This window comes from Streptomyces sp. NRRL F-5630 (assembly GCF_000719475.1).
Lineage (GTDB): Bacteria > Actinomycetota > Actinomycetes > Streptomycetales > Streptomycetaceae > Streptomyces.
The window spans coordinates 75,133-96,559 of sequence record NZ_JOGO01000015.1 but is presented as its reverse complement, the minus strand read 5'-3'; the positions used below and the strand labels follow the sequence as shown (position 1 = coordinate 96,559).

13 protein-coding genes and 1 pseudogene are annotated in these 21,427 nt (G+C 72.0%); 5 read left to right on the top strand and 9 right to left on the bottom strand.

All coding sequences use genetic code 11. From position 1 onward, the window contains the following. Positions 1 to 4,085 (bottom strand): annotated as a pseudogene (locus IF99_RS0110010) (hypothetical protein); the annotation flags it as partial. A 214-nt stretch (positions 4,086 to 4,299) separates the two neighbouring features. On the opposite strand from IF99_RS0110010, the gene IF99_RS0110005 reads away from it, so the two are divergent. The 3 genes from IF99_RS0110005 (at position 4,300) to IF99_RS0109995 (ending at position 5,989) form a co-directional block, all read left to right on the top strand. After that, positions 4,300 to 5,226, top strand: coding sequence for a hypothetical protein (locus IF99_RS0110005; RefSeq protein ID WP_030996031.1), 927 nt, complete (start codon positions 4,300 to 4,302; stop codon positions 5,224 to 5,226). A 70-nt stretch (positions 5,227 to 5,296) separates the two neighbouring features. Next, on the top strand, positions 5,297 to 5,608 hold the full coding sequence (locus tag IF99_RS0110000) for a hypothetical protein (RefSeq protein WP_008749402.1): 312 nt from the start codon (positions 5,297 to 5,299) through the stop codon (positions 5,606 to 5,608). Positions 5,609 to 5,665: 57 nt separating this feature from the next. Then, positions 5,666 to 5,989: a WXG100 family type VII secretion target gene (locus IF99_RS0109995; protein WP_009062784.1), complete on the top strand. Its 324-nt coding sequence runs from the start codon at positions 5,666 to 5,668 to the stop codon at positions 5,987 to 5,989. A gap of 245 nt (positions 5,990 to 6,234) precedes the next feature. Here IF99_RS0109995 and IF99_RS0109990 read toward each other — a convergent pair whose 3' ends face one another. The 3 genes from IF99_RS0109990 to IF99_RS0109980 are packed head-to-tail and all read right to left on the bottom strand — an operon-like array spanning position 6,235 to position 12,479. After that, the gene (locus IF99_RS0109990; RefSeq protein WP_030996030.1) at positions 6,235 to 10,797 is read right to left on the bottom strand and encodes an FtsK/SpoIIIE domain-containing protein; all 4,563 of its coding nucleotides are present in this window, start codon (positions 10,795 to 10,797) and stop codon (positions 6,235 to 6,237) included. 16 nt (positions 10,798 to 10,813) lie between these two features. Then, on the bottom strand, positions 10,814 to 11,953 hold the full coding sequence (locus IF99_RS0109985) for a hypothetical protein (RefSeq protein WP_030996029.1): 1,140 nt from the start codon (positions 11,951 to 11,953) through the stop codon (positions 10,814 to 10,816). A gap of 13 nt (positions 11,954 to 11,966) precedes the next feature. Then, on the bottom strand, positions 11,967 to 12,479 hold the full coding sequence (locus IF99_RS0109980) for a sigma-70 family RNA polymerase sigma factor (RefSeq protein ID WP_030996028.1): 513 nt from the start codon (positions 12,477 to 12,479) through the stop codon (positions 11,967 to 11,969). 731 nt (positions 12,480 to 13,210) lie between these two features. On the opposite strand from IF99_RS0109980, the gene IF99_RS0109975 reads away from it, so the two are divergent. Then, positions 13,211 to 14,965 carry a discoidin domain-containing protein gene (locus tag IF99_RS0109975; RefSeq protein ID WP_030996027.1) on the top strand — a complete coding sequence of 585 codons (1,755 nt, stop codon included), beginning with the start codon at positions 13,211 to 13,213 and terminating at the stop codon, positions 14,963 to 14,965. A gap of 71 nt (positions 14,966 to 15,036) precedes the next feature. Here IF99_RS0109975 and IF99_RS0109970 read toward each other — a convergent pair whose 3' ends face one another. From IF99_RS0109970 to IF99_RS0109960, 3 genes are read right to left on the bottom strand one after another with little or no spacing between them, the layout of a single operon-like run. Then, positions 15,037 to 15,954, bottom strand: a complete 918-nt coding sequence (locus IF99_RS0109970) for a carbohydrate ABC transporter permease (RefSeq protein ID WP_030996026.1) — start codon at positions 15,952 to 15,954, stop codon at positions 15,037 to 15,039. Beyond that, positions 15,951 to 16,955 carry a carbohydrate ABC transporter permease gene (locus IF99_RS0109965; protein WP_030996025.1) on the bottom strand — a complete coding sequence of 335 codons (1,005 nt, stop codon included), beginning with the start codon at positions 16,953 to 16,955 and terminating at the stop codon, positions 15,951 to 15,953. Before IF99_RS0109965 ends, IF99_RS0109970 begins: the two co-directional genes overlap by 4 nt. Next, complete coding sequence (locus tag IF99_RS0109960; RefSeq protein WP_030996024.1) at positions 16,952 to 18,211, bottom strand: ABC transporter substrate-binding protein; 1,260 nt, start codon at positions 18,209 to 18,211, stop codon at positions 16,952 to 16,954. The genes IF99_RS0109965 and IF99_RS0109960 overlap by 4 nt, the downstream gene beginning before the upstream one ends. Positions 18,212 to 18,528: 317 nt before the next feature. On the opposite strand from IF99_RS0109960, the gene IF99_RS35575 reads away from it, so the two are divergent. Then, the gene (locus IF99_RS35575) at positions 18,529 to 19,782 is read left to right on the top strand and encodes a PucR family transcriptional regulator (protein WP_420705659.1); all 1,254 of its coding nucleotides are present in this window, start codon (positions 18,529 to 18,531) and stop codon (positions 19,780 to 19,782) included. A gap of 272 nt (positions 19,783 to 20,054) precedes the next feature. Here the strand turns inward: IF99_RS35575 and IF99_RS0109950 are convergent, their stop codons facing one another. Next, positions 20,055 to 20,564 (bottom strand): hypothetical protein, encoded by a 510-nt coding sequence (locus IF99_RS0109950; RefSeq protein ID WP_030996023.1) that lies wholly within the window; start codon positions 20,562 to 20,564, stop codon positions 20,055 to 20,057. Between the two features lie 334 nt (positions 20,565 to 20,898). Beyond that, positions 20,899 to 21,426: a 1,2-phenylacetyl-CoA epoxidase subunit PaaD gene (gene paaD, locus IF99_RS0109945; protein ID WP_030996022.1), complete on the bottom strand. Its 528-nt coding sequence runs from the start codon at positions 21,424 to 21,426 to the stop codon at positions 20,899 to 20,901. Position 21,427: the final 1 nt, after the last annotated feature.

Below are 21,427 nucleotides of genomic sequence, written 5' to 3'. Positions count from 1 at the left end.
ATGGCGTTGTGGGTGTGGGTGCCTTGGGGGTTGACGACGATGTGGTGGCCGTTGGTGGGGTCGTCGATGCGGAAGCCGCCGCCGGTCTGGGGGTGGACGCTGGCGCCGTGCAGGGTGGGGGGCGTGCCGTCGGCGGGGAGGTGGAGGTCGCGGCCGTTGAAGGCGGGGTGCTGGACGGACAGGAGGTCGTGCGTCGGGGTGCCGTGCGCGTCGTACACGTGCGTGAGGCGCGGGTTCGTCCCGTCCGGCACATGGAAGTCCGTGCCGTGCACGGTGACGGGCCGCGCGTGGGCCGTGCCCGCCGCGTCCACCAGCGTGTGAGCGCCGCCCCCGGCCGGGTTGAGCACGAAGTCATTGGTGCCCGCGAGCGGTACGACCGTGTGCGTGCGGGCGCCGGTCGTGTCCACGACCACATGGCTCTCGCCGTACTGGACGCGGAAGCCGCCGCCCGCCTGCGCGGTCACCTGCGCGTGCGGCGCGGGCGCGGGGGTCCCGTCCGGGCCGGTGAGGCCAAGCTGCCGCCCGTCCCTGCTGGGCAGGACGTGGATCTCGCCGCCCGCGCCGTCGCCGAGCCGCAGACCGGAGCGTGTCGGCAGGCCCGTCGCCGGGTCGTAGAGCTGGAAGCCGCTGCCGGAAGGCAGCCGTATCTCGTGCCCGAGCATCCCCGGGGTGCCGCCCGGGGCCGCGGCACCGGGCGCGGGGACGTGGCGCACGGCGTTCGGGTTCAGCGTGTCGAGTGCCACGACGGCACCGTGGAACTGCCCGCCCGACAGGGTCACGAACCGTTCGTCGGACAGCAGCCGCAGCCCGCCGCCGTCCTGCGGCGCGAGGTCCATGTGCCGCACCTCGACCGCGTTCACCCGCTGTTCCATGTGCACGATGCCCGGCGTCCCGGGGGTGTGCCCGGCGTGCACCGTCGCCGTCCACGCGCCGCCGCCCGGCGGCACGCTGACCGCGGCATGAGCGATACCGCCCGTCCCGTCGGGGGTCATGCGCAGTTGGACCCCGCTCAGGCCGGGGACGTCGACCGTCCTGATGAGCGGGGCAGGGGCAGGAGCGGGGACGGGCACGGCGGCCGGGGCGGGGGCGGCGGGCGGCACGTGCGAGGTGCCGGGCAGCGACGTCAGCTCGACATCGCCGCTGCCGCGCGTGCCGGGCGGCACGATCTCCATGGGCCCGGTCGGCGCGTAGTCGGTGGACGCCTCCAGGTAGTAGTTCCAGCGGTGCACCGTGCCGTCGCCGAGCGTCCGCTCGATCCGCAGGATGTCCCTGCCGCCTTGCTGGAGGTGGTGGGCCGTCACACCGCTGAGGCCGCCGGTCTGCGTCACGGTCACGTCGGCACGCGTGGCCCCCGTGCCCGGGCGCACGTCCACGACGACACCCGGCAGCAGTTCGTCCAGGTTGCGGAAGGTGTGCTGGAGGTCGTACTCGACCGTGTGCACCATGTTGACGCGGACCGTGCGCTGGGCGAGTGCCGAGAGGTCGACCAGGCCACCCCTGCCCAGGTCGGCGATGAGCGAGCCGTGGCCGGGGAGCGCGAGCCCGCCGGACGTCGCGGGCATCGCCGTGGGCTTCGGGTCGATGCCCGTGACCGAGCCGTTGAGGTGGCCGAGGCCGTTCACGCCGTCGCCGGTCCCGGCGCCTGAGGAGAGCGGGGGCACCGAGACCTGCCCGCCACCGGGAACCGCCGTGACGTGCGCGGAGGTTCCCGGGGCCGGAGCCTGGACCTGACCGGGCTGGTGGATGGCGGGGGCGTTGACCTGTGCCACCGGAGGCACGGTGGTGTCGCTCGTCCGCACGGCGGTGGCGTCCACGTGGGCGACCGGCGGGGTCGCGGCCGGGGTGACGCCGACCGCCGGGATGTCCACGTGCCCGACGGGCGCCGCGGAGGTGGAGGAGGCGCCCACGGCGGGGACGTCCACGTGCCCCACGGGAGGGGCGGAGGCGGAGGAGGCGCCGACGGCCGGGACGTCCACGCGTCCGACGGGCGGCGCGCTGACGGAGCCGGTCGCGGGCACGTCGACGCGGCTCACCGCGGGCGCGCTGATCTCCGTGCCCCGGCCCACGGCCGCGATGTCCACCCGGCCCACGGACGGCAGCGAGACCTCCGTGCCGTTGCCGAGAGCGGGCACGGAGACCTGCCCGGTACCGGGCAGGTTGACGTGGGTGACGCCGACGTTCACGGACGGCAGGTCGCTGATGCTCGCGCTCACGGGCGGCGCGTCCAGCTTCCCGATGACCGAGCCGTTCGCCACGGAGCCGAGCGAGGGCACGTTGACCTGGTGCACCGCCGGGGCGCCGACCTGACCGGGCGCGGTGACGTGGCTCTGCGCGGGAGTGGGGACGGCGACGGAGCCGAGCTGCGGGGTGTGCACCTGGCCGAGCCCGCTGAGCGCGGGGGTCTCGACGCGGCCCCCGGCGGTCCCGAGGTGCGGTACGTGCACGGCGGGCGCCGCGACCTGTCCCACGTCCGTGACCCCGCCGGTGAGGTGCGTCGCGCCGATGCCGGGGGCGGAGACCGCGTTCATCGGGCCGAGCGTGGGGATGTGCACGGAGCTGACGCCGGAGAGGCCGGAGATCGCCGGGACGTCGACGACCTTCGCGCCGAGCGCCGGGACCGAGGAGCTGATCGTCGAGCCGAGACCGTGGAAGGCGCTCGTGTTGATGCCGCCGATCGCCGAGCTCCCGGTGAGCCCGTGGACCGATGTGAGGCCGCCGCCGATGCCGCTCGGCGGGGTCGGCGTGAACCCGGAGAGGTTCACGTGCGCGAAGGAGCCGAAGCCGCCCGTGGGCGGAGCCAGTTGCAGACCGTGCGCGACGCCACCGGAGATCTTGCTCGTGGCGCCGATGAACTGTCCGCCCGCGAAGGCCCCGTACCGGTACAGGCCGAAGACACCGCGGTCGATGACACCGATCCGCATCGCGAAGAGCACGCCGTGACCCAGCTCGTCCGCGGCGACCGGCAGGAACAGCCGCAGCGAGTTCGCCCCGCGCAGCCCGTTGATCGTCGTGTTGACCAGGCTCGTGCCGAGGGCGCGGATGCCGTTGAGGCCGCCGATCACCGTCTTCATCGCGAAGAACGTCTTCGCCCCGGCCAGGTTGATGACCGTCAGGCCGCTCACGGCCGGCACCAGCTTGATGTCGCGGATGCCGTTGATCCCCATCGTGAAGCCCTTGGCACCGGGCATGAAGTGCAGCCCCGCGCCGCTGATCTTCAGCCCGTTGAGCCCCTTCAGGCCGCGCAGCCAGTTGCCCGAGGCGGCGAACACGTCGTCGAAGCCGAGCGTGAGCCGGGCCAGCGAGCCCAGCGAGTTGGTGCCCGAGAAGAGGTTGCCCGCGCCCCTGAAGGCGCCCGCGCCGAGCCCCTTGAGCCCCTTCCACAGGTCGCCGAGACGGATGCCCTTCGTCGTCGGCGCGATCACCCCGATGATCGAGAGCACGAGGTCGGTGATGCTCGCCTTGCCCTGCGAGAAGTCGATCGCCGTCTTGATCAGCAGCGCGACGTTCAGGCCGATCGCGAAGAGCGCGAGCGGACCGCCCACGATCATCGCCGGGATGATGAGGATGAGCGCGAGCCAGCCCAGCGCCTTCCAGAACTCCTCGCACTCGTCGATCGGCGAGGCGATGCTGTACGCGGCGTCGGTGATCGTGTCCGAGGCGGTGCTCGCCGCCGTCTTCAGCTGGCTCTTCGCGTCCTCCGCGATCGCCTTCTGCTCCTCGCGGCCCGAGTCGTCGTCCTCGTCCAGGGCCGCCGCCGCGCTCAACGCGTCGTCAGCGCGCTTCTGCTGCGTCCGCATGACGTCCACGTACGTGCGCAGCGCGCCCTGCACGTCCTTGTGCGCCTGCCGGAAGGTGGAGACGTACTTCCGGAGGTCCCCGTCGATCTTCTTGCGCAACGCGTCGGCCGTCTCCCCGACGAAGATGCCGTCCGTCGTGTTGAGCACGGAGGTCAGGCCGTCGTCGATCGTGTCGGCGAGCTCGACCAGGTTCTCCTGCGAGGAGATGACCTCGTCGATGCGGTCCGCGTCGCCCGGCGTCGGGTCGCCGTCGAGTCCGAGCGCGCTCCAGTCGGAGGGGCGGGGCATGGGACGCGCTCCTTCCACGAGGGCCCGCTGTGGGCTGCCTTGCGGCCTGTCGGTCACCGGCCGCGAGGGCCGCTGACCTGTCCACGCACCAGCATGCCGAAAGGTTCAGCCGGATTTCCGGGAACGGGGTGAACCTTTCGAGGGGGCTCGTGCGTGGTAGGAGCGGACAGCCGGTCCGGACCACCGGGCCACCGAGGGACCAGGGAGGTACGGGGTGCCCGACTTCTCCATCGACTACTCGAACCTGCACGTGGTGCAGGGGAAGATGCACGAGCTGGCGGACGCGGCCGGCAGCGGCGGCGCGACCGGTGCCTTCAAGGAGGTCGGCGAGTCGAGCAGTTCCGAGCGCAAGGCGGTGCTGGGCAGCTCCGACCTCTCGTACGCGTTCAACCTCTTCTACTCGTACTCCGTCTCCCGCACCAAGGATGCCAAGGACGGCCTCGGCCAGCTCGCGGACACCTTCTCGGGCGTCTCGGACACCTTCTTCAACGCCGACGCGCAGCTCTCCTCCGCCGCCGGGCTCATGAGCCAGAGCCTCGGCCTGGACGACTGGAAGAACCAGAAGGAGGCGTACGAGCAGTGGCAGGACGACAAGACGGCCTGGGACGACTACCTGGAGAAGATCGGCGCCTCCGACTACTTCGCCGAGCACCCCGACGCGAACATGGGCGAGCTGTGCCGCGCCGACGACGCGCCGTCCTTCTGCGACACCTGGATCGATGACGACGACGCCCCCGCCGACCCCGGGGAAGCGCCGCCCAAGCCCGCGGACGACCCGCCGCTCTCCTACTCGTACGAGGACGAGCACGGCAAGGTGTCGGTCGATGTCGAGGTGGACGACGACTACAACGTGATGAAGGAGACCTCCACCATCACGACGCCCGACGGCCAGTCGTACACCTCCGTCACGACGTACGACTCCGCGCCCGAGTACCACGAGACCTCCGACGGCGACCGCTACGACGCCCGCGACTACACGATGGAGACGACGTACGCGGACGGCTCGAAGACCTCCACCAAGGTGGTCATCAACGAGGACGGCTCCGGGACCATGACCACCACCGACCAGGACGGCAAAGTCACCACCGTGACACGCGGCGGCCCGGACGAGGACTGGCCCGAGCCCGAGGACGACGACTGACCCCGTCCCCACCGACCAGGCCACGGGCCGAGTCCCGTGGCCCCGTGCCCCCGACAGAAAGGACACCCACGTGCCCGCCAACATCAGCCTCTCGTACGCCGAGATCGAGCGCGTCTCCAACCTGCTGGACACGAGCGTCGAGCAGACCCTCGTGCCGCGCATGGACGAGGCGAAGACCGAGGTCGACAACCTCCTCGACACCTCCCTCGTCCTCACCCAGTCGAGCCCGGCCCTCCAGACGCAGTACGAGAAGTTCACGACCTCGCTCAAGGAGGCCACGGACAGCATCAAGGGCTACGCCGAGCAGTTCCGCCAGATCATGAACTCGGTGAAGGACATGGACCACGACATCGCCGAGAAGGTCAACAGCAGCGGCCAGTAAGACCCTCGGGGCCCCGTGCCCCCGCCCCCTTCACCGATCCGCGAGGAGAGCAGCACCATGGCGCAGCCCGACGTCCTTTTCGATTACGACGAGATCGCCCGCGTCGCCACCACGATGGGCACCAAGCTCAGCGACATCTCGACCGAGCTCGGCGACCTGGAGACGACCGTGAGCGGTCTGCTCCAGGACGGCCTCGTCTTCGAGAAGGCGAGCCCCGCCCTCCAGGAGGCGTACAACGACTTCAGCAACCAGATGAAGACGTCCGCCAAGAACATCCAGGAGTACGCGAACACCTTCAACGACATCGCCAAGGCGATCGCCGACTCCGACGGCCAGATCGCCACCGGCGTCAAGAACGCCCAGAGCGGCAACGAGGGCTGACCCCCCACGGCCCCACGGCCCCACCGCCCGGGCCACGAAGGCCCCGCCCCCTCCGGAATCCGCCAGAGGGAGGGCGGGGCCTTCGTACGTACGGACCGCGCGAACGGGCCGGGAGGGCCGGGAACGGCTGGGTACGGTGCGGGGACGACCGGGGGCGGTGCCGGGACGGCCCGGGACGGCCCGGAACGACCGGGGCGCGCGGCGCCGGGGGCCTCCCCGCACCGCGCGCCCCGCGTTCGTGCGCGCTACGTCCCGAGCACCGTCAGGGGCACCTGCACCGTGATCGCGGCACCCGCCGCGCTCGCCGTCCAGCCCCGGCCGGTCACGAGCGGCGTGCGCACCTGCTCGGCCGAGATGCGCGCCCCGATGAGGTCGCCCTCACCGATGCTCTTCGGGCCGAGGAGGATGCCGCGCCGGGCACGCCGCGCGATGCCGACCCAGCCGAGCGAGCTCATCGACTCCGGCAGGCCCGACAGGAGCAGCCCCTGCCCCCGGTCGCGGCCCGAGGAGGCCACCTGCCGCAGCACCTTGTCCGCCTTGCAGTTGAGCATGAGGTCCGCGTCGTCCACGACCACGACGACGGGCCGGCCCTCCACCTCCTCCAGCGCCCGCTCGACCGCGTCCGCCGAAGGATCGGGCTCCGCGAACACCTTCGCGAGGTCGTGCGCCGCGAGCTGACGCAACTGCGAGTCGCGCGGGGTGAGGACGATGAGCTGGGTGCCGCCCAGGAGCAGCGAGACGGCCATCGACGCGAGCGTCGTGCTGCGGCCCGTGCGCGGCGGGCCCGCCACCATGAACGCCCCGCCGCCCGTCGCGAAGTCGAAGGTCAGCGGCTCCCCGGAGTCCCCGCCGATCCCGAGCAGCGCCCGCAGCGGGGCCCGCTCCTCGGCCGGGACCTGGTCCATCGCCTCCTGGAAGCCCACCACCGTGGGCAGTTCCCTGACCGGGAACGGGCGTCGCGAGGCGGGCAGCGCGGCGTCGCGTGCCGTGGTGCGCTTCCCGATCTCGCGTACCGCCTCCGCCTGGTCCCCCTCCTCGGAGGGGAGCAGCGCGATCTGCGCCTCGATGCCCTCGGGCGCGAGCCAGCCCCGGCCCGGCGGGATGTGCGCCGGTACCTTGTTCCGCGGCATCCCCGCCACGTTGTAGTCGCCCGGGTCCGCCTGCCGCAGCAGCAGCCTGCGGTCGTTGTGCGCCGCGAGCCGTCCGCCGAGCAGGACCCGCTCCGAGGTCGCGATGACGTGGATGCCCGCCGCCGCGCCCTCGCGCAGCAGCCGGACGACATCCGCGTAGACACGTCCGCCGTCGTAGTCGTCGAGCATCGACCCGAGCGCGTCCCAGCCGTCGATCAGGAGCAGCAGCCGCGCGGGCCGCCGGTCCTTGCCGACCTTCGCGCGCACGTCGGCGAGATCGGCCGCGTTGTGCTGCGCGATCAGGCGCTGCCGCTCCGTCAGCTCCCGGCACAGACGTGTGATGAGCCGTTCCAGGCGCTCCACGTCGTGCCGCGAGACGACCGCGCCGCAGTGCGGCAGGGACTCCAGGACCGACAGACCGCCGCCGGAGGCGTCGATCCCGTAGATGTGCAGGTCCGCCGTCCCGATCGCGAGCGCAGCGGAGCCCGCGATCGTCCGCAGCACCTGCGTACGCCCCGAGCGCGGCGAACCGATGACGTAGAGGTGCCCGAAGCTCGCGAAGTCGATGACGCCGAGGCGGCGCTCCTGCGACTGCGGCAGGTCGAGCAGGGCGTACGGCACCGCGGGCAGCGCCCCCGGCGACGGCTTCGGCACCGGCGGCAGCTCCTCGGCCCGTACCCGGTCCTCCAAGGGCTCCAGCCACGGACTCGGCTGCGGCGTGAAGTCGTCGAGCAGGTCCGTCGCCTGCCTGATCGCCTCCACCAGCACCCGCAGATCCGTGAGCGGCTCCTCCTCGGGCACCGCCGCCCACTCGTGCGCCTCCTCCTCGCCCCACTCGGCCGGACGCCCGAGCCGGTTCCACGCCAGCTCGACCTCCCGCACCGGGCGGACGGGACCGGCCGAGGCCGTCGAGCCGGTGTCGCGCTCCGCGCCCGCCCACGCCGTCTGGAAGGGCGTCGGCGCGTCCGCGCCGCGCCGCACGAGCGCGCGCCCGGGGCTCGCGGACGAGATGCTCACCGCGTCCGTCGCGTTGATGATGTCCTGGCTCTCGGCCCGGTCCGTGACGCGCAGCGCGACCCGCAGGTTGGTGTTCGCGCGGATCTCGTTGCTCACCGCGCCCCCGGGGCGCTGCGTGGCGAGCACCAGGTGCAGCCCGAGCGAACGCCCGCGCTGCGCCAGGCTGATGAGCCCCGGCACGAAGTCCGGCAGCTCCCGTACGAGCGTCGCGAACTCGTCGATCACCAGGACGAGCCGCGGCAGCGGCGCCAGCTCCGGTTCCCGGGCCCGCTTCGCCCGGTACTCCGTGTGGTCCTTCGCCGCCACGTCGGCGAGCAGCCGCTCGCGCCGCTTCAGCTCGGCGTCGAGCGAGGCGAGCGCGCGCTGCACGAGGTGCCCGTCGAGGTCGGTGATCATGCCGAGCGTGTGCGGCAGCTCCGCGCACTCGCGGAAGGCGCTGCCGCCCTTGTAGTCGACGAGGACGAAGGTGAGTTCGTCCGGGCGGTTCACGGCGGCGAGCGAGGCGATCATCGTCTGGAGCAGCTCCGACTTGCCCGCGCCCGTCGTACCGCCGATGAGCATGTGCGGCCCGTCCCGCACCAGGTCCACACGCAGCGGGCCCTCGTACCCCGCGCCCAGGATGAACGTCGTCGACGCGGGACGCCGCTCCCACGCCTCGGCCAGCGCCGCCGGGTTCGGTGGCTCCTGGCCGAGCAGCGGCAGGAGCCGCACCTGCGAGGGCAGCCCCGAGTCGCTGTCCACCGTCACGTCCCGCACCGGGGCCACCGCGCGCGCCACCTCCTCGCACCACGCGGGATCGACGAGGTCGGCCCGGATGTCCTCGACCTTCGGCACCCCCGAACTGGCCACCGAGAGCCGGTTGCCCTCCGCCACGACGACCGCCGTGCACTCCTCCGGCAGCAGTCGCTCCCGCTCGTCCACGCACAGCCCGAAGACCCGCACGCCCGGTCCCTGCGTGAGCACCTGGACCATCCCCGGCACATCGCGCAGCCGCCGCGCGCCGTCGAGCACCACGAGGATGTCCGGCTCGCGCAGCAGCGTGTGGGCGAGGGCCGAGGAGGACTTGGCCGCCACCCGGTTCTGGATGTCGGAGATCAGCTCGTTGACCCGGTGCGCGGTGCTCTCCGGGTCGTTGCCGATCGCGACGGGCGAGCCGGGACGGCCCGAGGCCAGGTGCGGCAGCCAGCGCACCCAGTTCCAGGACTCCGCGTGCTCCTCCGTCGTGAGGACGACGATCCGCAGATCGCGCGGACTGTGCAGGACCGCGGCCTGGGCCACCGCCCAGCACGCCAGGTCGCGCGGCGCCCGCCCGGGGCCCGCGAGGCCCACCACGCCCTGGTCGGTCATCTCCAGGCCGTACGGCACGTCCGCGAGCCGCCAGTGCACCGCCCGGTGGTTCGTCTCGCGCGCGTGGTCCTCGATCCGCTTGAGCGAGGGCCGTGTCACGGTGCCGAGCCGCAGCGTCAGGAAGTCCGGGTCGCGGCGCCTGCGCTGCCACAGCAGCGTGCCGGGGCCCTTGGCGTGCAGCAGCACCGTCGCCGGGTCGGGGAAGGTGTCGTTGCGCAGCTCGCGCTCGTCGACCGTCGCCTCGCGCACCTCCCGCTCCAGCGCGGCGCGCCGCAGCCGGTAGATCCGCAGCGCCTCCTCCTGCTGCTTGCGCCCCGAGCGTCGGCCCGTGAGCCAGTTTCCGATCGCCATCATCGGCGTGAAGAAGATGAAGATGACGAAGTAGAAGGTGCGGAAGAGGCTCATCATCACGAGGCCCATGACGAGCGGCGCCATCATCATGATGAACGGGAAGGGGCGGTTCTTCCGCTCGCCCGGCGGGCCCTGCATCCGGATCGACTCGGTGTCCAGGTGCGGGGCGATGCGGGGCGGCCGGTTGTACTCGACGGCGAAGCCGTCGCGCGAGGGGTTGACCGCGGCGTCCGCGTCGAAGGGGTCGGCCTGGCGCAGCAGGTGGTCGCCGAGGGCCAGATCCGCGTGGCAGGGCCACTCCTGCGAGCCGTCGTCGGGCGCGGGCCGCTCGGTGGCGGGGAGCGGGGCGGGCTCGGCGGGCAGTCCGTCGGGGCCCGGCGCCGCCGGGGTGGGGGAGTGGCCGCCGGGTCCGCCGTCCACCGGACCGGCCGGTTCCTCGGCGGTGAGGGGAGTGCCGGTCTCGGGGTCCACGGGCGGCGGCGGGGTGAGGCTGCGCAGACCGTCGCGGGTGTCGTCCGCGTCGGCGGGGAGCCGGAAGGTGAGAGAGCCGTCCATGCCGACGTTGATCCATGTGCCGCGCGCGGGCGCCCCACCGCCCTCCAGGCGCAGCGCGCAGCCGCGGTCGGTCCCGACCTCGTGGCTGCCGGGCCCGAGCAGCCAGGTCCGCCCGGCGCCGGGGCCGCCGACGTGGCGTACCTCCACCAGTACGGGATCACGCGGCGGCGGCTGCCACGCGCGCGTCGCGGTCCGCACGGGAACGGGGGCGCCGAGCCCGAGGACGGCCCCGGCGCGGATGCCCGCGGACCCCACGCGCAACTCGGGGCTCACGAGCCGCTCACCGAGGTACAGCCGCTCCGTCCCGAGAGCGGTGCCGAGTTCGGCGACGGTCGCGCTCTCCGGCAGGTCGAGCAGGTGATCGGTCCGCCCGGCGTCGGGAGCGATGGTGCTGACAGCGAGTTTCACGGGGTGGTGGTCCGTTTCACGAACTCGTCCGCGTCGCGCCCTCGTCGGGCCGCGCGGGGGTGGGCAGGGGACGGGCGGCGACTCCGGCGTGCGCGGCCGGGCTCGCCTCCTCCTCGGTCGCGTCGTGGACCGCCTCCGACTCGCGGGGCTCGCTCTCCTCGACGAGGTCGGCGGCGCTCTCGACGGCCGACGCGGGTGGCAGCACGGGGGGCAGGGTGTCCAGCGTGCGCACCACGGCACGGCCGAGGCCGTCGCAGCGCGGCAGCAGCGGGGTGCCGGTGACGGCGACCCTGCCGTACCGGTCGGTGAACAACCGCCAGGCGTACGCGCGTGCCTCCCCCAGGACGAGGGTCCGCACCCCGGGCGCGCCGTCCGGGGCCGCCGCCATCTCGGGCGGCAGCGGATCGGGCAGCTCGGCGGCGACCAGGACGGGCGCGAGACCGAGGCGCCGCGGCGTGTCGCGTGCCTCGCGGTAGGCGGTGCGCACGGCGGGACCCGGGTGGCCCGGGTGCACCCCCTCGGCGACCGTGACCAGGTCGGCGGGGAGCCGGGCGTCGAGCTGGGCGGCGAGGGCCTGGAGCAGCGCCCGGGAGGCCCGCTCGTCGCCGTCCACGCTCAGGACGGGCGGGCCGACGGTGAGGTCGAGGAAGACGCAGCACGGCGCGCCGTCCACGCTCTGCGCGCCGAGCGCCACGACGAGCGGACGCTCCTCGGCCGTCCGGACGGCGACGAGCGGCAGGGCGGTGCGCGCCGAGGTCCACGGCTCGGGGGAGCCGAGGCCGGCGAGCAGCACCGTGACGGTCTCGGGGCCGACCAGGGCGGCGTACGGGCGACCGCCCGCCTCGGGGTCGCGTGCCGCGGCGGCCAGCGCCAGTTCGGCGTCCCGCCACGTGCCGGGGTCGCCGAGACTCCTGACGAGGGCGCGCAGCGCGCGGCGGTGCCGGATCAGCGAGCGGACCGGCTCGGTGAAGGCCGCGACGGTGAGCGCGCCCTCGCGGCGCAGCCTGGCCGCCCAGCGTCGCCAGCCGCCCCAGCGCATCGCCCACCAGCGCAGCAGGACGAAGATCAGGACGATCAGCCCGATGATGCCGAGCCAGTGGAAGATCGCGTCCGCGTGATCGCGGAACCAATCGAAGGGATCGGTGTTCCTGTTCACAGATCGCCGCCCCTCACGCGGCAGGAAGGGATCGGCGCAAGGCTTCGAGCGCGTAGTGGTTGCGGGACTTGACCGTGCCCTGGGGCACACCGGTGGCGCGCGCGGTCTCGGCGCGGCTGCGGTCCCGCAGATGGATGTGCACGAGCACCTCGCGGTGCTCGCGCGAGAGGCGCGACAGCGCCTCGTACAGCACTTGACGGGTCGCCACGGTGTCGGCGAGTTCGGCCTCACCGCCCTGGTGCGCCGGTTCCTCCGGGACGAGGCCGACGGGGACGGTGCGGTCGCGGCGGTGCGCGTCGATCGCGAGATTGCGCGCGACGCGGTAGAGCCACGCCTGGAGACGCTGGTCGCCCTGGCAGTCCACATCGTCGAGGGTGAGCCAAGCGCGCAGCATCGTCTCCTGCACGATGTCCTCCGCGCGGTGGAAATCGCCGGAGGCGTGCAGGCGGGCGTAGCGCAGGAGCCGGGCGCGGTGCCGTTCGGCAGGTGGTGAAGCGGTGCGTGCGTCCTGGGGGATGTGGCCCATGGGTCTGCTCCAAAGACTCACTCATGAGGATGAGGCGGGGGCGGTGAGGAGCGCTTCCGGAGAGGAGACTAGGTGCGTTGTACCACTTTCGGTAACGGATCTTTAGCTTCGAAAACCGGCAAATAGGGCGGACGTAGCTCAGAAAAAGCTCAGAATTTAATGAACACAACTCAGGAGGCGGGCATTTTTCGGCGTCTCCGTGGCTCGTGTCCATCTTTTGGCAGCCGGGGCTTTATTCTCGCGCGCGGGCGCGCGTGCCCCGCGCGCGAGAGGGCAGGGCGGGCGCGGGGCCGCGCGGGCGGGGAGGCACACACGCCCCGGACGCGCGGGGCGGGGGAGAGATGCACATGTGCACGTGCTCGCCCCTGAGCCGGGCGCGGGCACGCGCGGGCGGGGGGAAGGGCCCGGGCGAAGCGCCGCGTAACGAAGGGGCCTTGACGGGCTCGCTGCGCGGACGTGGGGGAGTGCTCTCTCGGTGAGCAGGATGATGGAGGGCTTCTCCGGTCGGCGTCAAGAGGTGTGCACGACGGAGGGGTGAGAGGGCAAGATCCTTCACCTCTCGAACCGGACGCCGTGCGAACAGGCCGTTCCTCACAGGAATCGGCCAATCCGGCGTCGCTTTCTGAATCAACTGGTCAGCTCTCTTGACGGGCGCGACCGCCGCCGCGAGTCTCCCCCTGCGGAGGGAGCGCTCTCTCGGCCCGACCCCCGCCTCCCGCTGAGGAGTTCGCATGACCACACGCCCCCGCAGCCGCCGAAGAACCCTCCCCGGAGGGGTCCTGGCCGTTCTCACCGCTGTGGCGCTCCTGTTCTCGCTCGCGGTGCTGACCGCGCCGGGGCGGGCCGTCGCCGCCGCCCCCGTACTCGTCTCGCAGGGCAGACCCGCCACCGCCTCCAGCCAGGAGGGCCCCTTCACCGCGGCGTCCGCCGTCGACGGCGACAACGGCACCCGCTGGTCCAGCGAGTTCAGCGACAACCAGTGGCTCCAGGTCGACCTGGGTGCCGCCACGGACATCGGCCAGGTCGTGCTGCGCTGGGAAGCCGCCTATGCCAAGGGCTACCAGATCCAGGTCTCGGCCGACGGACAGCAGTGGACGACGATCCACACCACCACCAACGGCACCGGTGGCAACGAGACGCTCGACGTCTCCGGCACGGGCCGCTACGTCCGCGTGCTCGGCACCCAGCGCGCCACGCAGTACGGCTACTCGCTCTGGGAGTTCCAGGTCTACTCGACCGGCGGTGGGGGCGGCTCACAGCCGGGCGGCGACGTCCTGCTCTCCTACGGGAAGCAGGGCACCGCCTCGACCTCGCAGAACGACGGCGCCTGCTGGCTCTGCTCGCCCGACAAGGCCTTCGACCGCGACCCCGCGAGCCGCTGGGCCACGAGCCCCGAGGGCGGCTGGACCGACCCCGGCTGGATCGCCGTCGACCTCGGCGCGAAGGCCGCGATCCACCGCGTCGTCCTCCAGTGGGACCCCGCCTACGCGAAGTCGTACCGCATCGACGTCTCGGACGACGGCACCACCTGGCGCACCGTCTACCAGACCACGACGGGCAAGGGCTTCAAGGAGACCATCCCCCTCGACATCACCGGCCGCCACGTGCGCGTGTACGGCACCCAGCGCGCCGGCGAGTACGGGTACTCGCTCTGGGAGTTCCAGGTGTGGGGCACCGGGGGCGCGCCGACGACCCCGCCGCCGCTCCCGCCCGACCCGGACTACACGAAGCTCGTCTTCGAGGACGACTTCGACGGCCCGGCGGGGCGCGCGCCCGACGCGAGCAAGTGGGTGCCGGAGACGGGCCCGGGACCCAACAACGAGCTGGAGTACTACACCGGCAACAAGAACGCCGCGCTCGACGGCGCGGGCAACCTCGTCCTCGAAGCCCGCAAGGAGGAGACCCCCGGCTCCGCGTGCCCCCGCGACCCGCTCACCGGGAGCGGCACGTGCCAGTACACCTCGGCCCGTCTCAACACGTACGGCAAGTTCAAGTTCACCTACGGCCGCGTCGAGGCGCGCATCAAGGTCTCCGGGACGCAGGGGCTGTGGCCCGCCTTCTGGATGCTGGGCGCGGACTACTTCGACCAGGGCAGGCCGTGGCCGTACACCGGTGAGATCGACATCATGGAACATGTCGGCAAGGAGCCGGGGACGACGTACTCGACCCTGCACGCGCCCGCCTACAACGGCGCCAACGGCTTCGGCTCGCCCTACACCCTGCCCGGTGGCGCCGACTTCGCCGCCGGCTTCCACACCTTCACCGTCGACTGGAACAGCAAGGGCATGACCTTCCGGGTGGACGGGCAGGTCATGCACACGGTCGACAAGGACACCCTCGAAGCCACGCGTGGTCCCTGGGTCTTCGACCACGACTTCTTCCTCATCCTCAACAACGCCGTGGGCGGCGACTGGCCCGGCGCCCCGGACACGAGCACACGTTTCCCGCAGAAGATGAGCGTCGACTACGTGAAGGTCTGGCAGTGACACGTCACTGAGACCACGTGGGCGGGGGCCGGCGCGCGTGCGCTCCGGCCCCCGCCCACGACACGTGTCGCTCAGCCCTTGCTCGCTCCGAGCGAGAGACCGGAGATGAACTGCTTCTGGAGCAGGACGTAGACGACCAGGGTCGGGATCGCGGCGATCATGGCGCCCGCCGCGATGAGGTTCTGGTTCGTCACGAACTGTCCCTGGAGATTGGCGAGCGCCGAGGTCACCGGGCGTTTGTCGCCGGAGGACATCAGCGTGATGGCCCAGAAGAAGTCGTTGTAGATCCAGGTCGTCAGGAGCGTGGCGAGCGCGGCGAGGGCCGGGCGGCACAGCGGTACCGTGAGCCGCCAGAAGCGGGTCCACAGCCCCGCCCCGTCCACGAGGGCCGCCTCGTACATCTCGCCGGGCACGGACTTCATGTAGTTGCTCAGCACGAAGACGCAGAAGCCCAGCTGGAAAGCCACGTTGATGACGATGAGGCCGAAGGCCGAGTTGTACATCAGGCCGCTGTCCGCGAGGAAGTGCGGCAGCGGCATCTTCAGGTACATCCGGAACAACGGCGTGATGATCACCTGCTGCGGCAGCAGGTTCCCGGCCGTGAACACGATGAGCAGCGCGACGTTCACCTTGACGTCGACACGTGTGAGGACGAAGGCGGCGCCCGAGGCGAGGACGAGCACGATGACGACCGCGGGGACCGTGATCAGCACCGAGTTCCAGAAGAAGCGGCCCATGTTCGCCTGGGTCCAGGCGTCGGAGAAGTTGCCGAGGGTCAGGCTGTGCGGCAGGGACACGTATCCGTGCCGGCGTGTGTCCGAGTACGGGCGGACCGCGACGTAGAGCGCGAAGAGGATCGGCAGCAGCCACAGCACCGACGCGCAGACGAGGAAGACCTGCGAGAGGACCTGGCCCCGGGGGCGCTGCTTGCGGGCAGCGGGATGGCCGCCGCCCCGTACGGCGGGCGCGGGCGCCGTCTGCGTACTCACGGTGTTTCCTCCTTGCGGAAGGACTGGCGAAGGAAGAGACAGATCGGGACGAGCGAGATCAGGAGGAGGACGACGCCCAGCGCCGACCCGAAGCCGACCCGCTGCGTCTCGCCGACGATGTTCGACGTCACGAGGACCGAGAGGAGTTCCAGGCCGTTGATGCCCTTGTTCGTGATGTAGACGAGGTCGAAGGCGCGCAAGGACTCGATGACCGTGATCACCATGACGACGATGTTGATCGGTCGCATCGCCGGGAACACGACCCGCCAGAACGTCTGCCAGGCGTCGGCCCCGTCGATGCGGGCGGCCTCGCGCAGGCTGGGGTCCACCGCCTTCAGGCCCGCCAGGTACAGGACCATCACGTAACCGGCCTGACGCCAGGTGGCCTCCAGGAGGACGGCCCACAGGTTGAGGTGCGGGTCGCCGAGCCAGTCGATGGCGTTGCTGTCCCCGGACCGCCCGATGACCGTGTTGATCACGCCGTAGTTCTGCGAGAACACGAACTCCCAGATGATGCCGATCAGCGCGAGCGACAGCATGACGGGCAGGAACAGGATGCTCTGGTACATGCGGCTGCCCGCGATGCCCCGGTCGATCACGACCGCGAAGAGCATCCCGAGCGGTGTCGCGAGGACGACGAAGACCGCGAGCCAGATCAGGTTGTGCTGGACGGCGGGCCAGAACTCGGGATAGTTCGTCGCCGCCTGGTGGTAGTTCTGGAGCCCCGTGACACAGCCGTTGTTGAGGACCGTGGGCAGCGCCGGGTCGCACGCCTTCGTGTGCAGATCGCCGACGCCGTTCCACCGGAAGAAGGACAGGGCGATGGTGCCGAGCGCGGGGAACCACACGAAGGCGAGGCTGAGCAGGAGGGGGACGCCGAGCAGCAGCGCGGCCACGAGGCGGTCGCGGGCGCTGAGGTGTCGCAGCCGCCGCCGCTCGCGTCCGGCGGCGGGGGCGCCGGGCGGGGTGGCCGCCCGGCGCGTACGTGTGAGCGTGCTCATCCCGTGTAGATCGCCTTCGCCTGCGATTCGGCGCTCTTCTGCAACGACGTGATGTTGCCGCTGCTGGGATCGTCGATGAACTTCTGGATGACGGAGACCATCGCCGTGGCCATCGCCGGGTCGGCGTCGCGGTCCATGAACTGTCCGACCGCCTTGCACTTGGCGATCTCCTCGACGGACTTCTTCTGGATCGCGTTGTACGAGGGCACCTTGAGGCCCTTCGCGAGGCCCACGTCCCACTGGTCGCTCTTGAGGTACTCGGCCTCCGCCTCGCCCGAGCCGATGTACTCCAGGACGGCCTTCGCCGCGGCGGGGTTCTTCGCCTTCTCGCTCAGCATGAAGCCGTCCGCGGGGGCGTCCATGAACTGCTGTCCCCACTTCGCGTTGATCGCGGGGAAGGGGAAGAAGTCCAGGTCGTCCAGTTCCTCCTCGTCGCTGACCCACTGGGCCGCGACCTGGTTGGTGCCCTGGAACATCATCCCGGCCTCGCGGCCCTCCAGCGCCTTGGCCGCGTCCTGCCAGATCCGGCCGTTGGCGCCGCTCTGCACGTACGGCATCATCTCGGCCCAGTGCTGGAAGACCGTGTGCACGCCCTGGTCCGTCCACGGGATCTCGTGCTTCATCAGCTTGCTGTGGTAGTCGTGCCCGTTGACGCGCATGTTGAGGATGTCGAAGGTGCCGAGGGCGGGCCAGCCGTCCTTGTCGCCGAAGGCGAGGGGGATGAGCCCGTCCTGCTTCATCTTCTTGCACAGCGCCAGGTAGGCGTCCCACGTGGTCGGCACGGAGTAGCCGTTCTTCTTGAACAGGCTCTTCCGGTAGAAGACGACCCACGGGTACTGGTAGATCGGCACGAAGTACTGGTGCCCGTCGAGGCCGGTCGAGAGGTCCTTGGCGACGGGGCCGAAGTTGCCGCCGATCTTCTCCCACACGTCGTCGAGCCGGGCCGCGAGCCCCTGGGCGGCGAAGTACTGCATGCGGTACCCGGCGAACCACGTGAAGAGGTCGTCGGGGGTGCCTTGCAGATAGCTCGTGATGTTCTGCTGGAAGGTGTTGTGGTCAACGGTGTTGATCTTGATCTTCGCCTTGGTCGACGTCGTCGCCGACGCCGCCAGCGCGGCGAACGCCTTCTTCGTCGCCGGGTCGGAGTAGTTCGAGCCGAAGGTGACCGTGCTGCCCGCCACCGGGCCCGAGGACTTCTTGCCCCCGCCCGAATCGTCGTCGTCCCCGCACGCCGACAGCAGCCCTCCCGCGGCCACTGCCAGCCCTGTGGCGCCCACACCCTTGAGCAGACGTCTGCGGGTGTGAGCGGAACCCGTGACGCCGTTGGACGGGCCGACAGGCGACATGGTGCCTCCCTCGCGTAAGTGATTGTGCAGGGCGGCGAGTTGAGGCAAACGGTACGAGGCTCGCTCGGCCGACTTTTCCAACATAAGCCACCAATTAACAACGCAATCGATCGTCTGCGTAGTTCTAACGTCGACCTCGTGGGCGCGTCTATGTTCCTGGACACAAACAACTTTGGACGGTGGTACAGTCCGCCGGGCCGCCTGGGGGACGGCCGCGCCCGGCCGCCGTGGCGCGCTCAACCCCTCCCGGCAGCAACCTGGTTGAGGAGGTCGCCGTCATCGAAACCGAGACGCCCGCGGTATGGCCGGACCGCCGCGGCCTGCCGGACCTCGCCGGTCTCGGCCCCTCCGACCGCGCGGCGCTGGCCGCCGCGGCCGACCGCCTGCGCGGACTCCGGGACGTCTTCGCCGACCGCGTGCTCGCGCTGCTGCGCCGGCATGTCCCCGGCTACGCGATGCTCGGCCCCGAGGACATCCGCTCCTCCGCGCGGAGGTTCCTGGACCTCGTCCTCGCGGAGCTGACCGCGCTGCGCGTGCCCGACGCGGCGCTGCGCGAGGCGCTCGCCGACTTCGCGCGCGAGCGGGCCGCGCGCGGAGTGCCGGCCGAGGTGCTCACCCTCGGGTACCAGTGGGGCTCACGGGCGATGCTCGCCCTGATGGATCAGGCCGGGGCGGCGGTGGGCCTGCGGCCCGCGCTCCTGCTCGCCGCGCACGACAGCACGTGGGAGTTCACCCACGAGGCGGCCGAGATCTTCACCCGCGTCCAGCACGATCTGGCCCTGGAGCGTGTCCAGTTCGACGCCGAACGCCGCGCCGCCTTCGCGGCGGGCGTGCTCGGCGGGACCCTCCCCGCCGAGCACATCGGCCATGACGCGCGCCTCTTCGGGCTCGTGCCACAGGCGCGCCACGTCGCGCTCGCCGCGCGGGCGGCGAACGACGCCGACGCGGAGGCCCTGCGCCTCGCCGTCGCGGGAGCCCTGCGGCTCCCCGCGGACCGCCTGCTGCTCGCCCAGGTCGGCACCGTGCTGGGCTTCATCGCGCCGAGGGCACCGGACACGGTCGCCGGGCACCTGGTGGCGGCGGGCCCCGCGCTCCCGCTCGACCGGCTCGGCGCGGGCTTCGGTGAGGCGGTGCTCGCGCTGGAGACCGCCCGGCAGTTCGCCATGTCGGGCGTCGTCCGGCTCGCGGGCCTCGGCCCCAGGCCCCTCGTCCTCGCGGACCCGCTCACCGCGGACAACCTCTCCGCACGGCACCTGGCGGCACTCGACGCAGCGGGGCACTCCAGCAACGAGATCGAGCACACCACCCGGGTCTACCTCGAATGCGACCAGGACGTACGGGAGGTGGCCCGGCGGCTCGCCGTGCACCCGAACACGGTGCGGTACCGGGTCAGCCGCTTCCAGGAGCTGACGGACCTGAACCTGCGGCGCACCGAGGACCTGGTGACGTCGTGGTGGCTGCTGAACCGGCGGCGCGCGTGAGGGGAGCGGTGCGCGTATGCGGGCGCGGGTGTGGGCGCGGGTGTGGGGGCCGGTATGCGGGGGAGCGGGCCCGGATGTGGCTTGGGTGCGCGTCGGGTGTGGGCACGGGTGTGGCTTCGGTGTGCGGCGCGAACGCGGCCGGAGTGGCCCGAGGCGGGGCGGGCTGAGCCGGGGTGGGCTGAGCGCGCCCGGTCAGCCCACCCTCCCCACGGCCCGCCACCCGGGCGTGCCGTCAGCGCGGCACACGCGCGTGCCCCCCAACCGGAAGCCGTTCAGGGCTGCTGCGGACGGACGAGCGTGTACAGCACCGAACGCTCCTCCTTGTGGCGGCGGAGCCGGCCCTTGGCCACCAGCGACTCCAGCGTGTTGCGCACGACCTGCGGCGTCGGCGACCGCTCCGGGTGCTTCGCCATCAGCTCCGCGCGCAGGTCCTTGGCCGCGCGCGGCTCCGACGAGGCGTCGAGCAGTCCGGCCAGCAGATCGCCCAGCAGCGGGGAGGGTGACTTCCTCTTCGCGGGCTTGACGACCCGGGCACGCTGCCCGCCCACCGCGCGGGTCCGCCGTCCGGTGCCCACGTCCGGCTCCCGCTCCCGCGCCTGCTCGGGCAGGGAGGGCGCGAAGCCCTGCGTGAGGCTCAGGATGTCGGTGAGGAGGCTCTCCTCCTGCTGCAACACCCGCAGCTCCTCCGTCAGTTGCTCCTGACGGCGGCGGTTGTCCTCCAGGTCCGACGCGGCCTGCTCGACGTACCGCGAACGGATCGTGGCGGCTGACTGGCTGGACACAAGCACGCACTCCTCACGTGGGACGGATGCCACGCATGGTACGGGGAGACAGACGTCGTGCGCCCGACGCCCACCGCCCACGTCCGCGTGACACCGACACGTGACACCGACACGTGACACCGACACGTGACACCGACACGTGACACCGACACGTGACACGGCACGTGTGATCGGGACGGCGCCACACGCCCCCCGCACCACACGCCCCCGCCCCCGCACCTGCTCCTCTCCGCCGCTCTCGCCGACCCCACCGTCAGGGAAAAGGCGGGAGGCAGGGGCACACGTGCGAGCGGACGACCGGGCCCAGCCTCCGGACCGTCGCCGGGCCCTCGGCTCAGATCTCCTTGAACCGCTCGAACGGTTCCCCGCACGCGCGGCAGCGGTGCAGGGAACGGCAGGAGGTCGCGGAGAACCGGGACAGCTCCTCGGCGTCGTCGGCCCCGCACTGCGGACAGCGCACCGCTCCGGTATCGCCCGCGAGACGGGTGGGGGAGAGGGAGAGGGGCACCGGGCCGCCGCGGCGGGGGCCCGAGGCGGGGCCCGGGGGGACGATGTGGTGGGCGGCGAGGGCCGCGCGGCCCTCCTCCGTCATCCAGTCCGTCGTCCACGGCGGGTCGAGCACGGTACGGACCCTGACCGCCGCGAAACCGGCCTCGTTCAGGGCGCGTACGGTCGCCGCGCGCATCTCGGCCATCGCCGGGCAGCCCGAGTACGTCGGTGTGAGCGACACGACGAGCGTCCCGTCCTCCTCGTACCCGAGGTCGCGCAGCACCCCGAGGTCGCGCAGGCTCAGCATCGGCAGCTCGGGGTCCGGCACCCGCCCGGCCACCTCCCAGGCGGCCCGGAGGCGGGGATCGGACACC